Origin of the sequence: Halomonas kalidii (genome assembly GCF_030010475.1) — a bacterium.
Lineage (GTDB): Bacteria > Pseudomonadota > Gammaproteobacteria > Pseudomonadales > Halomonadaceae > Halomonas > Halomonas heilongjiangensis.
This window is the reverse complement of record NZ_JASCQN010000041.1, coordinates 88,026-100,823: the sequence shown is the minus strand read 5'-3', so window position 1 is coordinate 100,823 and position 12,798 is coordinate 88,026. Positions and strand designations below refer to the sequence as shown.

The 12,798-nt window shown below is 66.2% G+C and carries 14 protein-coding genes; 5 read left to right on the top strand and 9 right to left on the bottom strand.

Going from position 1 to position 12,798, the window contains the following annotated elements; all coding sequences use genetic code 11:
* The first annotated feature begins 80 nt into the window (after positions 1-80).
* The 3 genes from QLQ85_RS12955 (at position 81) to QLQ85_RS12945 (ending at position 3,069) form a co-directional block, all read left to right on the top strand.
* Positions 81-1,769, top strand: a complete 1,689-nt coding sequence (locus QLQ85_RS12955) for a T6SS phospholipase effector Tle1-like catalytic domain-containing protein (protein ID WP_282739375.1) — start codon at positions 81-83, stop codon at positions 1,767-1,769.
* Positions 1,762-2,358 (top strand): DUF2931 family protein, encoded by a 597-nt coding sequence (locus QLQ85_RS12950; RefSeq protein ID WP_282739374.1) that lies wholly within the window; start codon positions 1,762-1,764, stop codon positions 2,356-2,358. The genes QLQ85_RS12955 and QLQ85_RS12950 overlap by 8 nt, the downstream gene beginning before the upstream one ends.
* Positions 2,359-2,463: 105 nt before the next feature.
* Complete coding sequence (locus QLQ85_RS12945; RefSeq protein ID WP_282739373.1) at positions 2,464-3,069, top strand: DUF2931 family protein; 606 nt, start codon at positions 2,464-2,466, stop codon at positions 3,067-3,069.
* Positions 3,070-3,146: 77 nt separating this feature from the next.
* Here the strand turns inward: QLQ85_RS12945 and QLQ85_RS12940 are convergent, their stop codons facing one another.
* The 6 genes from QLQ85_RS12940 to QLQ85_RS12915 form a co-directional block, all read right to left on the bottom strand.
* A complete protein-coding gene (locus tag QLQ85_RS12940; protein WP_282739372.1) occupies positions 3,147-3,803 on the bottom strand; it encodes a transposase in 657 nt (218 codons plus the stop codon).
* 114 nt (positions 3,804-3,917) lie between these two features.
* Positions 3,918-4,691 carry a M15 family metallopeptidase gene (locus QLQ85_RS12935; RefSeq protein ID WP_282739371.1) on the bottom strand — a complete coding sequence of 258 codons (774 nt, stop codon included), beginning with the start codon at positions 4,689-4,691 and terminating at the stop codon, positions 3,918-3,920.
* Between the two features lie 4 nt (positions 4,692-4,695).
* Positions 4,696-5,973, bottom strand: coding sequence for a TRAP transporter large permease (locus QLQ85_RS12930; protein WP_282739370.1), 1,278 nt, complete (start codon positions 5,971-5,973; stop codon positions 4,696-4,698).
* A complete protein-coding gene (locus tag QLQ85_RS12925) occupies positions 5,970-6,461 on the bottom strand; it encodes a TRAP transporter small permease (RefSeq protein WP_282739369.1) in 492 nt (163 codons plus the stop codon). The genes QLQ85_RS12930 and QLQ85_RS12925 overlap by 4 nt, the downstream gene beginning before the upstream one ends.
* Before the next feature lie 77 nt (positions 6,462-6,538).
* Complete coding sequence (locus QLQ85_RS12920) at positions 6,539-7,576, bottom strand: TRAP transporter substrate-binding protein (protein ID WP_282739368.1); 1,038 nt, start codon at positions 7,574-7,576, stop codon at positions 6,539-6,541.
* A 151-nt stretch (positions 7,577-7,727) separates the two neighbouring features.
* On the bottom strand, positions 7,728-8,663 hold the full coding sequence (locus QLQ85_RS12915; protein ID WP_282739367.1) for a LysR family transcriptional regulator: 936 nt from the start codon (positions 8,661-8,663) through the stop codon (positions 7,728-7,730).
* A 477-nt stretch (positions 8,664-9,140) separates the two neighbouring features.
* On the opposite strand from QLQ85_RS12915, the gene elyC reads away from it, so the two are divergent.
* A complete protein-coding gene (gene elyC, locus QLQ85_RS12910) occupies positions 9,141-9,911 on the top strand; it encodes an envelope biogenesis factor ElyC (RefSeq protein WP_282739366.1) in 771 nt (256 codons plus the stop codon).
* A 112-nt stretch (positions 9,912-10,023) separates the two neighbouring features.
* Here elyC and QLQ85_RS12905 read toward each other — a convergent pair whose 3' ends face one another.
* Positions 10,024-10,356, bottom strand: a complete 333-nt coding sequence (locus tag QLQ85_RS12905) for a hypothetical protein (RefSeq protein ID WP_282739365.1) — start codon at positions 10,354-10,356, stop codon at positions 10,024-10,026.
* Positions 10,357-10,460: 104 nt separating this feature from the next.
* On the bottom strand, positions 10,461-10,685 hold the full coding sequence (locus QLQ85_RS12900; protein WP_282739364.1) for a hypothetical protein: 225 nt from the start codon (positions 10,683-10,685) through the stop codon (positions 10,461-10,463).
* 368 nt (positions 10,686-11,053) lie between these two features.
* On the opposite strand from QLQ85_RS12900, the gene QLQ85_RS12895 reads away from it, so the two are divergent.
* Positions 11,054-12,013 carry a polysaccharide biosynthesis protein gene (locus QLQ85_RS12895; protein ID WP_282739363.1) on the top strand — a complete coding sequence of 320 codons (960 nt, stop codon included), beginning with the start codon at positions 11,054-11,056 and terminating at the stop codon, positions 12,011-12,013.
* Here QLQ85_RS12895 and QLQ85_RS12890 read toward each other — a convergent pair.
* Positions 12,002-12,589, bottom strand: a complete 588-nt coding sequence (locus QLQ85_RS12890; protein ID WP_282739362.1) for a hypothetical protein — start codon at positions 12,587-12,589, stop codon at positions 12,002-12,004. The two genes, QLQ85_RS12895 and QLQ85_RS12890, sit on opposite strands and share 12 nt — an antisense overlap.
* Between the last annotated feature and the right edge of the window lie 209 nt (positions 12,590-12,798).

The following is a 12,798-nucleotide window of genomic DNA, read 5'->3' as shown; positions in this document are numbered from 1 at the left end:
CTGGGAGCGCCGGAAGGCTCCCCGAGGATAGCCCGGCAAGCCCCTTTCTCATCGGAACGAGCGCAGCGCAAGGGAAATGCATGAAGCTCACGTCACCTTTCCGTGTACGCGATGTCGACCTGCCCTATGTCGAATCACCATACTGGGCCCAGGAGCAGATCGAGCGGCGGGCCCAAGCCCCGGGTGGCCATCTCTGGTCGCTCGGTGCCAACTTGAACCTCTCGACATCCGAAGGACAGCGTGGCTATCGACGGCTGCTGGAGCAGGTCGGGGACGGCAGCCTGGTCCTGATCGATGATCACCCCCGTTCGCCGATCGTCGAGTGGGATGGCAGCCGATGGGTGAAGGCCGCCGGGGCCTTGCCGCGCTACTACCAGAGCCTTGTCGGTGAGCGTCTTGCCCGGCTCAACGCGCGTGGCCTGACCCCGGGGGACGTCGCTCAGGCCCGGTATCCCGCCTGGGCGGTGTCACGCCCCTCATCCCCACCCGAACCGCGGCGCGAGCCCGCACCGCCGCCACCGCCACCGCCGGCTCCCGAGCCAGTGAGGCAGCGCATCCTCGAAATCGGGGTGTTCTTCGACGGTACCGGCAATAACCGGGAGAACGACCGCCAGCGGACGGATCGCGATATCACCAATGTGGCCAAGCTCTTTGATCTGTATCTGGCAGACGAAGACCAGGGATATTACCGGGTCTATGCGCATGGTATTGGTACCGTCACGGGCCAGGAGGGTGAGAACTGGCTCGGGGAGTGGCGCAATCGCTCGGGGCTGGCCTTTGGCGTCGGCCCGGAGGGTGGCCATGCGCGAATCGAACTGGCCTTGAACCAGCTCCGCCCGATCCTGCAGGCGAACGAAGACGCGCTGGTCATCTTCGATGTGTTCGGCTTCAGCCGTGGCGCGGCCCTGGCCCGGCACTTCGTCAATCTGATCCATCGCTGGCCGGAAACGCTGCTGGTGCCGGACTTTCGCCCCAGGCTGCCGACCCCCGAGACGCCGATCCGTCGCATCAAGGCCTTTCCGCCGGCTCCCATTCCCTTTCCCCAGGTGCGCTTCGTGGGGCTGTTCGATACCGTGGGCAGCTTCTATCTGCCCGGCAACGCTCGCAATCTCGACTTCAACCTGCACCTGGCGCCGGGCAGCGCCATGCGCGTCGTGCAGTTCACCGCCCACCACGAGATTCGCCGCAACTTTCCCCTCAGCAGCCTGGCCGACCCCCAGGGCAACCTGCCCGGAAACTTCAGCGAGATCGCGTTGCCGGGAGCACATTCGGATGTGGGCGGGGGCTACGAGAATCCCGAGGTGGATTTCGCCAACCACGAGGAGCTGCTGGTGCGCCGCCGGGCGGGGCTGGGCAGCAACGGGCGAACCATACGCCTGGCGCAGGAGGAAGCCGCGGCACGGGGGCTGGAACTACGCGTGGAGCCGCCCGATGTGCTCGAGATAGAGCGGCGTGCCACCCGCAAGGAGCTGGCAATCCATGCACTGCACCAGATGCATCAACTGGCACACCAGAGTGGTGTGCCATTGGACGAGTTGAGAAACGACTCAGACCATACCATTCCAGACGAACTGCAAGGCGCCCTCGATGCCTGGAAGAAAGCCGGCGCCCGCCTGGAGGACGCCCGCCGCTACCTGCACGGCTATATCCATACCTCCCATCGGCGGGAGAGCCTGGCCTATGCGCCCGAGGCGTCCGGCGTTCGCCGGGTCTTTGCCAACCGTCCCGGGAGCGTATTCAACGACGCAAGGGAGGCCCAGGATGCCTGATTTGCTGCGCCTGGCGCGAGCCGTGCTGTTACTGGCACTGGCATGGGGACTCACCGCCTGTGAGGCTGAACCGGAACGCTACGAGTTTTCCGTGCAGCCGGTAGGCGGGCCTCGTGGCTGGCCGGTGTGGGTGGAGGAATTGACCTTCGATCACTCGTGGGGATCGCCAGCAGGCAACTTGAGTGCTGGTTTCGAGCATCGACCTCCTCGTAGCGGGTCGGTCGTTACATTGCCAGGCCCCATGCCAGCTCCGTCGTCACTGCAGGCCCGCTGGTTCTCCTATCGTACCCAGACCTTTTACGAGATCGATCTGACGCTGCCTGAGACGGATGTCCTGTTACGCCAGTGGTATCGCGACTACCCGGCGTCCCGGTATCTCCATTACCTGGTGGCCGGCTTCTCCGGAAAGGGGGAGGTGATCGTCTGGTGGCGTGCCTGGTGCCGCGACTGCGGCAATGACCGCAGCCAGGACTTCCATGCACCGATCATCGAGTCGGCCTTTGCGGAAGAAGTCGAGGGTGATCCGAGTACCTTTCGTAGCCAGACTGAACGCCGGGTGGAGGAGGGGGTTATTTCCTCGCCCTGGTAGGCGCTGGGGCAGCTCGAGCTCCTAAGTTTTCTGTGGGGTCAGGCCCCTAAGCAAATTTTGGGGTCTGACCTCAAAGGGGAGTTGGTGTATCACGGGAGGCCCAGGGTGCCTGATTTGCTGCGCCTGGCGCGGGCCATGCTGTCTCTGACGCTGTTATGGGGACTAATAACGGCCTGCTCGGTGGAATCCGAGCCGCCTCGATACGAGTTCGCAGTAAAGAGCAACGGCGGCCCCTCAGGGTGGCCGGTGTGGGTGGAGGAACTGACGTTCGATGATGCGTGGCGCGCACCTGCGGGAAGCTTGAGCGGAGGCTTCGATATTCGACCGCCGAGGGGAAGAAAGACGGTAACGTTGTCTCGCCCCATGCCAGCTCCGTCGTCGCTGCAGGCCCGCTGGTTCTCCTATCGTACCCAGACCTTCTACGAGATCGATCTGGAGTTGCCCGAGACAGGTAAGCTGTTGCGTCAGTGGTATCGCGACTACCCCGCATCCCGCTATCTCCATAGCTTGATTGCCGGTTTCTCCGGCCAAGGAGAGGTCTTTGTCTGGTGGCATGCCTGGTGCCGCGACTGCGGCAATGACCGCAGCCAGGATCTTCACGCTCCGATCGTCGAGTCGGCCCATGCGAATGAAGCCCAAGGGGAGCCGGCTTGGTACTACGAACAAACGCAACAGTATATAGATGAGGACGTGATCCCCTCGCCCTGGTAGGCACTGGGGGCATCGCGAGATCCTAAGTTTTCTGTGGGGTCAGACCCCTAAGCGAATTTTGGGGTCTGACCCCAAAGCTAGGAGGCCGAGTCCAGGCGGCGGGCGACGGCCTGCTGGAAGGCTTCGCTGCCCAGTGCACGACCCCGGCGGGTCTGCTGGCGAATCTCGTCGAGCAGGTGGGGCGGTAGGTCGCCATGGAAGAGCTCGCGGTAGCGGCGTTGGCGTTTATCCGGGGTGGCGCCCAGTCCGGTGTAGACATCATGGGGCTGCACGATGGGATCGTCGCGGCCCAGCGCGTTGGCGCGATGACTCGACCACTCGTAATCGGCCGGACCGGCCACCATGCCGGCGCGCACCGGATTGAGCTCGATATAGCGGTAGCAGGCGAAGAGGTAGGGCTCTTCCGCCACCAGGCAGGAGCGGTAGCGGCCTTCGAACAGGCCGCCGGTGCGCTGGTGGCGGCGGTTGAAGTACTGGGCGTAGCGCTGCCCGAGCTCCTTCATCATCTGGATCACGCCCTCGGGCTCTGCCCGCGGGGTGGCCAGCAGGTGCACGTGGTTGGTCATCAGCACATAGGCGTGCAGGGCGACCCGATATAGCTGCTGCACCTCGCCCAGCAGCTCCAGGTAGCGCAGCGCATCCTTGCGATGGACGAAGCAGGCACCGCGGTTGTTGCCGCGCTGAATCAGGTGGAGTGGGGTATCGGGAAGCAACAGCCGAGCCGGACGCGCCATGTCGCACTTCCTTGTGCCGTGGACGGTACAAGGCTCAGTATAGCCCTCAATTTGCTTAGTAGACTTTGGGGTCAGACCCCTAAGGGAATTTTGGGGTCTGACCCCACAGGGGGGTTAGCCGAGCTGGCGTCGCCAGCGGTTCTCGATGGTGTCGAGTTCGGCGGGGCCGTAGATGGCGCGGTCGTGGCCGCCGTAGCGGGCCCAGAGCTGGTCGCCGAGGTCGTAGTGCCACCACTCGCTGGGCAGGTTGGTGAAGCCCTGGTCGAGCATCACGCTGTAGAGCAGCCGGCGGTGGTCGCGGGCGCGTTGCTGGCGGGCGTCGAGTTCGCCGAGCCGCTCGAGGTGGTCGGTGTGCGAGGCGGGCACGGCCTCGTCGAACAGGGTGCCCATGTCCAGCGCCAGGCCGTCGCCGTCGCACAGGGTGACGTCCACGGCGCCGCCGGTGAGGTGCGGGCTGGGGGCGAGGGGGTCGCGGCTGGGCACCGAGATGAACTCCCGTGTGCGGGTGAGCAGCTCGGCCTCGCCGGCCTCGGGGTGGTGGGCACGTAGCGCCTCGCTGAGGGTGTCGAAGAGGTACTGCTGGACCCGCCAGGGCCGCCAGCCGTCGAGCACCACCAGGCCGAAGCCGTCGGGCAGGGCGCGGGCCGCGGCGAGCAGGCGCCGGTAGACCCCCTCGCGCACGAAGCACTCGGGCACGGCGCCGGGAATGCCCAGCCGGGCGTAGGCCGGGTAGACCCGGATCGGCCAGGGGGCGAGGCTCATGGGCACCAGCGGTTCGCCGCAGTCGGCGATCGGTATCCGGTTCACCCGGGCCCAGTCGGGCTCGGCGCGGTGGGTGATCGCCGGGCAGGCGTTGAGCGAGCGGTGAGGGAGAGCGGAGTTCGACATCGGGTCATCCAAGGGTGGCCGGTAGCCAGAGCGTCAGCGAAGGGAACAGGATCAGCAACAACAGCACGGCGATCGCCGTCAACACGAAGGGCCAGATGGTCTTGAACAGCGAGACGATCTCCAGCCGGCTCACCGCCGCGGCGACGAACACGCAGGCGCCCATGGGCGGGGTGATCAGCGCGATGGTGATGTTCAGCGTGATGATGATGCCGAGGTGCACCGGGTCGATGCCGGCCATCATCGCTACCGGGACGAAGATGGGGGTCAGCAGCATCAGCGCCGAGACCTCCTCCATGAACATCCCGGTCACGAAGGTGATCGCGCTGAGCAGCAGCAGGATCAGCACGGCGTTGTCGATGTAGGGCGAGAGCAACGAGACGAACTGCGCCGGCACCTGGGCGTAGGAGAGCAGCCAGCTGATGGTGGCCGAGGCCGCCATGATCAAGAAGATCGCCGCGGTGAGCCGGGCGGTGTCGACCAGCGCCCGCCAGAACTCGGTCAGCCGCAGCCCGCCCAGGCAGAGCCCGCACAGCGCCACGTAGAGCGCCGTGAGCGCGCCGGACTCGGTGGGCGTGACGAAGCCCATCACGATGCCTGCGACGATGATGAAGGGGGCGATCAGCGCGGGTAGGGCGCCGAGGGCGGCTACCGCCAGCTCTCCCGCCCCGGGCCAGCCGCCGCGCTTCGGCAGCCCCCGGCGCCAGGCGTGCCAGGCGTTCATGCCCATGAAGGCCGCCCCCAGCAGCAGCCCCGGCACCACCCCGGCGAGGAACAGGTCGCCCACTGAGGTGTTGGTCAGCGAGGCGTAGAGGATCATGAAGATGCTCGGCGGAATGATCGGCCCGATCAGCGAGCTGCCGGCGGTGAGGCCGGCGGCGAAGGCCCGCGAGTAGCCCTCCTTGTGCATCGCCGGCACCAGCAGCGAGCCCAGCGCCGAGGTGTCGGCCACCGCCGAGCCGTTCACCCCGGCGAAGAACACGCTGGAGACCACGTTGACGTGGCCCATGCCGCCGCGCAGGTGGCCCACCAGCAGCCGGGCCAGGCCCATCAGGCGCTCGGTCAGCCCGCTGACGTTCATCAGGTTGCCGGCCAGGATGAACAGCGGGATCGCCATCAGCGAGAAGACGTTGATCCCGCCGAAGAACTGCTGCGGCATCATGCGCGGCAGCATGGCCGGGTCGACGAACAGGAAGCCGACCACGGCGGTGGTCAGCAGCGCCAGGAACAGCGGCAGGCCCAGCAGCACGTGCCCGAGGAAGACCAGCAGCATGGTCAGGATCATGCGGCGTCCTCCTCGACCGTGCGGAGCGGCGCCGGGCCGTACCAGAGCACGTGCCAGGCAAGCAGGGCGAAGCCCAGCGGCAGCGACATCAGCGGCACGGTGCGGCTGATCCCGAGCCCCGAGGTGGTGAACATGCCTACCGACTGGGCGTAGCGATAGCTCACCAGGGTGCCGGCCACGGCCAGCGCCAGGGTCAGCAGCCACTGGTAGAGATTGAGCAGCCGCGACAGCGGGCGCGGCAGCAGTCGCTCGATCAGCGCGACGCGCATGTGGCCGCCCTCGACCCAGACGGCGCCGGCGGCGAGCATCACGCTGCCGATGATCAGGAAGCGGGCCAGCTCGTCGGTCCAGATCGGCGCTCCGCCGGCCAGGTAGCGCATGAAGACGCCGTACAGGATCACGGCCAGGTCGAGCAACAGCAGGGCGCCGGCCAGGGTCAGCGACACGGGGCGGCTGACCGCCAGCACCCGGGAACGAAGCGAGGTCATGGTAAGGGTCCAGCAGGGGATCGAAGCGGGCAGGGGGCCTCCCTGCCCGGGGCGTTAAGGCGTGGCGGCGGGCCGGATCAGTCGATCAGCCCGGTCATGCCGGCATCCTGCAGGGCCATCTCGATCCAGCGCCGCTCGATCCCCTGCTCGGCGAGCCACTCCAGGTAGGCCGGCTGGCCGATCTCGCGGAAGGCGGCCAGGTCCTCGTCGGAGGGGCGGATCACCTCCATGCCCTGCTCCTCGAGGTAGGCGATGCGCTCGTCGACCTGGGCCTCGTTATGCTCGCGGGCCATGGTGTTGGCTTCGGCGACGGCCTCGCGGAAGGCCTCGCGAACCTCCTCGTCCCAGCCCTCGATCATCGCGCCGTTGCCGACCAGGAACTGGTTGGAGTACTGGATGTTGGCCAGGGTCAGGTAGTCCTGCACCTCGTAGAGGCTACCGAGGATGATGTACATCGGCGGGTTCATCTGGCCGTCGGCCACCCCGGTGCGCAGCGCCATGTAGACCTCGGTCCAGGGGATTGGCGTGCCGGAGGCGCCGAACGACTCGTAGAGCGCCACCTGGCTCGGGTCCATGGCGCGGAAGCGCAGGCCCTCGAAGTCGTCGGGGTGCGAGATGGGCTTCTCGTCGTTGGTGAAGGCCAGGAAGCCGCCTTCCTCCACCACCGCCAGCATCTCGATGCCGGTACGCTCGCGCAGGGCGTTCGCCACCTCCTGCCAGTACTCGCCCTCGTCGAAGAAGGTGCGGGCGGCCGCGAAGTCGTCGAACAGGAAGGGAATGGCGCTGACGAAGAGCTCCTCGACCAGCGGCGACACACCGGCGAACGACGCCACGTTGAGGCTGGGCGTGCTCATGGTCTGCTCCATGCGGTCCTCTTCCTCGCCGAGCATGCTGTTGGGGTAGAGCTCGAGCTCGATCTCGCCGCCGGTCTTCTCCTCCACCAGCTCCTTGAGGTTGGTGGCGAACACATGCACCGCGTTCTTCTCGGGGTCCGGGGCGCCGTTGTAGCTCAGGTTGACCTGGGTGGCCGCGAGGGCGTGTCCAGAGAGCAGCGCGGCACCGAGCAGGCAGGCCGACGCCAGGGCGGTGCGCGGGAAACGGGGGGTGCGGGACATTCGGTGTCTCCTTGTCTTGTTGTTCCTGAGGTCTTGTTCGGTAAGGGAATCGCCGGGAGCGGGGGCCTTGGCGCCCGGCACATTAGCAGCCTAGATATTGCCGCGTTGACTATGCAATACCTGAAGTGTTGACAAATATGCAACGCGGCCGTCAGCCCGGCCGGCGGGCGAGTCGCGGCGCATCGGCATGGAAGAAGCGCATGCCCCGGTGCAGGTGCGCCACGCAGGTCCTGGCGGCGACCGTCAGCTCCCGGCCCCGGCGGCTGACGATCTGGGCCCGGGCATCGCTCATCACCGGATAGGCCAGGGGCAGGGCGTGGATCTCGCCGCGTTCGATCTCATCGATCACGGTCAGCTCCGGCATGAAGGTGACGCCGATGCCCGAACGCACGAAATTCTTGAGCACCGCCACCGAGTTGGTGTGCAGCCGCGCCTCGAGGTGTACCCGCTCCTGCTGGGCCACCAGGTTGACCATCTGGCGCATGCCGAAGGGGTTGTCCATCAGCCCCAGGGGCCAGGACTCGAGGTCGCGCAGGGTCACCGGGTGCGACAGGTCGAGCAGCGGATGCCCGGGCGGCACGATCAGGTCCAGCGGCTGGCGGGTCTCGACATGGCAGTGGAGCGTGGGGTCCACCGGCGGGGCGTAGAGCAGCGCCAGGTCCACCTCCATGTCCTTGACCAGCGAGATCGCCTCGTTGACCCCGGCCATGCGGATCTCGATATCGATCCCCTCGAAGGCGTTCATGAAGGCATCGAGCGGCGCCGAGATCAGGTCGGCGATGAACCCCTCGCCCACGGCGATGCGGACCTCGCCCCGGGCCAGCCCCTGGAGCGCCATCAACTGCGACAGCACCGCCTCCTCCGCCGAGCGCTGGGCGTGGTAGTGCTGCACCAGCAGGTGCCCCGCCTGGGTGGCGCGCATCCCCCCGCCATGGCGCTCGCACAGCGCCACCCCCAGTTCCTCCTCGAGCGCCTTCAGCTGCCGGCTGATCGCCGAGGCATCCACGTCCAGCTGCGCCGCCGCCCGCCGCAGCGACCCGCGCCGAACTACCTCGTTGAGATACGCAAGCGCCCGCTGGCTCAGCATGATCACTCCTTCTTCGAATTCCACTTGGGGGTCAGACCCCAAAATTCACTTTGGGGTCTGACCCCAAAGCATACCGGTGTTGCCTATCCTATCGTGCTCTACACTGGCGAACGTCGCTGTCATCGAGGAATAGATGAAGCCTTGTCGTGCTGGCCGACCCGCGGGGAACCCGGTGGAGCCTCCGGGGTCACAGCTCGGGATGTCGAGATCGCCTTGGGAGCCCCGGGTGTCGGCTCGAGCGGATACGGAGCCAGTACCCAGTACCCACGAAAGCGCGGTCTCGACGACGGGAGCGACGGACCGCGACCGGCGGTGTCGATTGACGGTGATTTTCCCGACGCGATATACCCAAGCCAAGCACCCGGTAGGGGTCGTCCCTGTCGGGTGTTTTTGCATTCGGGGCCTGTCGCGCCGGCACGCTGATCGAGATGGGGCTTTACGGCAGCCGATGTGGATGCACTTAGTAGGGAGAATGCCATGTACGAAACCCTGAAAGGCCTGGCCGCGCAGGTGCTGATGCCGTTGCCGATGATGATGGTAGCCGTGGTGGTCGGCCTGGCGCTGCGGCAATTCGGCCTGCGCCGCCTGGGGGGAGGGCTGTGCGTCATGGCGGTGGGCCTGCTGGTGCTGGTGAGCTGGGCACCGGTGTCCGATCGCCTGCTCGAGCCCCTGGAGCAGCGCTATCCGGCCATGCTGAAGCCACCCGATGCGCCGGTCGAGGCCATCGTGGTGCTGGGGGGCGGCTGGCATCCGACACCGGAGTGGCCCGTCACCGCGCAGCTCTCCGAGACCTCGCTGCCGCGCCTGATGGAGGGCCTGCGGCTGTGGCACGCACAGCCCGAGGCCCTGCTGATCGTCAGCGGCGGCAGCAGCGAGCCGTCGGAGCCGGGCGTCGCGGAGGGGTACGCCCGGGCCGCGCAGGCGCTCGGGGTTCCCGAAGCAAGCCTGGTCGTGCTGGATACCGCCCTGGATACCGGTGAAGAGGCCCGTGCCATTGTCGACCGCCTGGGCGAGGGTGGGCGCATCGTGCTGGTGACCTCGGCATCGCACATGCCCCGCGCCAAGCGGCACTTCGAGGCCGTGGGGCTGCGTCCGCTGCCGGCGCCGACCCACTACCTGACGGGCCGGCAGAGCCGCGGCTGGCGATACTGGCTGCCGGGGGCAGAGCACCTGGCCAAGACCGAACGCGCCCTCTACGAATGGCTGGGACGCCTGGCCGTGAAGTGGGAGCACGAAACGCCGTCATGAGCCTGGCGCCCCGGCGGGCTGTCTCCTAAGTTGATTGAGGGGTCTGACCCCAAAGCGGGGTTAAGGGTCAGACCCCAAAGCGGGGTTCCAAGGTTGGCTCGCCCCCTCAGCGCTAATCCACCACCCTGACGTCCCGCAGCATCACGCCGTGTTTCAGGGCCACGCTGGCGACCTCGCCACGGCTGGCCTGTTCGGCGATAAGGGCGATGGCCAGGCGGCGCGGCAGGAACAGGAGTTCGACCACGGCCCAACTGAGCGGGTAAACCGGCAGCCACCACCACCACGCCGGGCTGACGGCGTCGATCTGGTAGAGGATGCCCAGCACGAGAGCGCTCACCCACAGGCCGTGCAGCGCCTGGTGCAGGCCAAGGAAGCGGTTGGCGGTCAGCAGTTCGCAGCGGTGGCGGCGTGGGGATCTCGCAACGAGCGGGGCATCAGCGGGCATGAGGGTTTGCCGTAACGGAATTGACGTCAACAGCATAGCGACTGTGCCGTTTCGGTTATCCCGCTAATAGCCGTGGTTAACGCCCGCTTTTCGATGCGCTCCTGTCAGCTGTCGGCTGGATCGAGGGTGGCGATGCCGGCTTCCGGGGCCGGGTGACGAAGGCGTGTGCGGGTGTGGCACACCCGGCAGGTCACCTCGGCCAGCCCATTGTCGAGTGGGGCGACCCGAAAGGCCGACCAGACGAGGCCTCGACCGATTTCCGTGGCGCCGCACTGGCACGTCATGATGCGGATGCCCTGGGTATCGATATCGAGAGCGATCTTGTGCATTGTCGAGCATCCATCCGTGGTTCAGTCGTTCATTATGTTCTGCATGGCCCCATCAAGTGGTGCGATTTCGCCGACCGCCGGTGTAAGCCTTTACCGACAATGTCCTGATTTTCACTCCCCTGTTCATGCTGGAGCTTGAATTGCCAGGTGGCGCCATTTATTGTCGCTGCCAGCATGGTAACAAAATGTTTCATGATGCGAGCAGCTTGTGCCTAAACGGCGCTAAGGTGAGCATCATCTGCGCGCCGGACTACCTTCGCTGCAACATTAACCAAGGGTGAAGGTGGCTCGCCATGGCGTTGATGCGAAGGGACGTTTTTCCTGGCCAAGGCAGGGGTGTGGTCAGGTCTCATGGATGGGGGACACTGATGCGAGCCAGTCTCTGCGGCAAGGTGGTGATGGTAACGGGAGCCGGTGGCGTCATCGGCCGGGAGCTGTGTCGTCAGGTGCTTCTGCAGCAACCCCAGGCGCTGATCCTGCTCGACATCGCCGTTCATCGGCTAGTCAAGCTCGAGCAGGAGTTGATGGTGTTTTCCGGCCACAAGGGGCTGAGAGTGCCGGTCATGGCCTTGGTCGGTACTGTGCAGAACCGAGCCCATTTGCAAGAGATAATAATGCGCTTCGGTGTACAGACGATCTTCCATTCCGCAATCCATTCTGACGAACGAATGGTCGAGCGTAACGTGGTTGAAGGGCTGCGCAACAACGTGCTGGGGACGGAGGTGTGCGCGCGGGCGGCGAGGGCAGCGGAAGTCGAGACTCTCGTGCTGGTGTCTACCGACGGGGCCGCACGGCCGATCAATGTGATGCAGGCCAGCATGCGGCTGGCGGAGCTGGTCTGCGAGACGCTCGCCGCCGAGAGGCAGCCAACGCGGTTCTCGGTGGTTCGCCTGAGCCGGTCACCGGGGCCAGCAGCGGGTGGCGGGGCATTCGATACTGACGAGTGCAGGCATGACCCGCTGCTTCCGGTCGCGGCGCAGCGGGTGATCCACGCCGGTGCGACGGCGCCCGCTGATCCCCCCCGGGCACACGACATCGGCGAGTGCGAGGTGGCGCTGGACTGGCCGCAACTGCGCGAACTGCTCGATTGCCTGAAGATTGCCTGCAGGAAATTCGACTTCGCGGCCATTCAGGCAATCCTGGAGGAGGCGCCGATCGGCTACCGACCCGTGCGAGAGAGTGTCGATCTGCTCCATGGCGCCCGTCGGGACGATAGCGTCGACCGGCCCGACACGGTTTCTCCCGCGCCGGCGCCGGCCGACAAAGTAGTGGCGCTCCACCCAAAGCAGAATTTGGGGTCAGACCCCTCAGCAGACTTAGGGGTCTGACCCCTCAGGGGGCTTTGGGGGCGTGCCCCAGGTACCGTCATCCCGCCAGCCCTTGTCCTTCGTGTGGCGGCGGGCCCGGGCCTGGTGGATGGCATCGTGGCTATCGGCGGTGGGCTCTTCCAGGGCATCGCCGGGGCGGAATTCGACGGTCGCTGGCGTGATGGTGGCAGGAACGATGCTGTCGCTGATGGTGGAGACATCCTCGCTGCTGACCAGGCCCGATTGATTGCCGAGGGGGTCGAGGTGGGCGATCAGGCGTCCTTCGTGATGCCAGCAGCGCTGTGGCACTCGGGAGATCTGCCAGGTTCGGCCCTGCCAGAGGGCGAGCCGTTCGTGCTCGAGGGTGAGCGCCTCCAGCGGGATCAGGGCGGCGAAGAGCCGGCTGTTGAGGACCACGCCGGTCCTGCCGATGCGCACACCGCCTCGGTAGTCTCCCCGTTCCAGCGCCTCGATCACGGCCTTGCGCTTCTGTTCGGTTTGCGGGGTGCCGATGCCGCAAAGGTGCAGGACATCTTCATCGATCTGCTTGATGACCCAGATCTCGACCGATGTTCTTTGCAGCAGCTTGCGGATCATTGCGGATTGTCCCCGGCCGTGAGGCGGGGACTGCTGGGTGGTGGAATCCGTGCCATCGTGTCGCGCTCCTTGCCTGGTGATGGGCGGGCTGGTTCTCGCCCGGGCGTTTTGTTGTGGCCGGTTGTATCCCTGGCTTCGCCTGGCACCGTGGTCACGGGTTCATGCAATGGTCACGATAGGCAATAATGGCCTCGCAATCAATGCTGTAG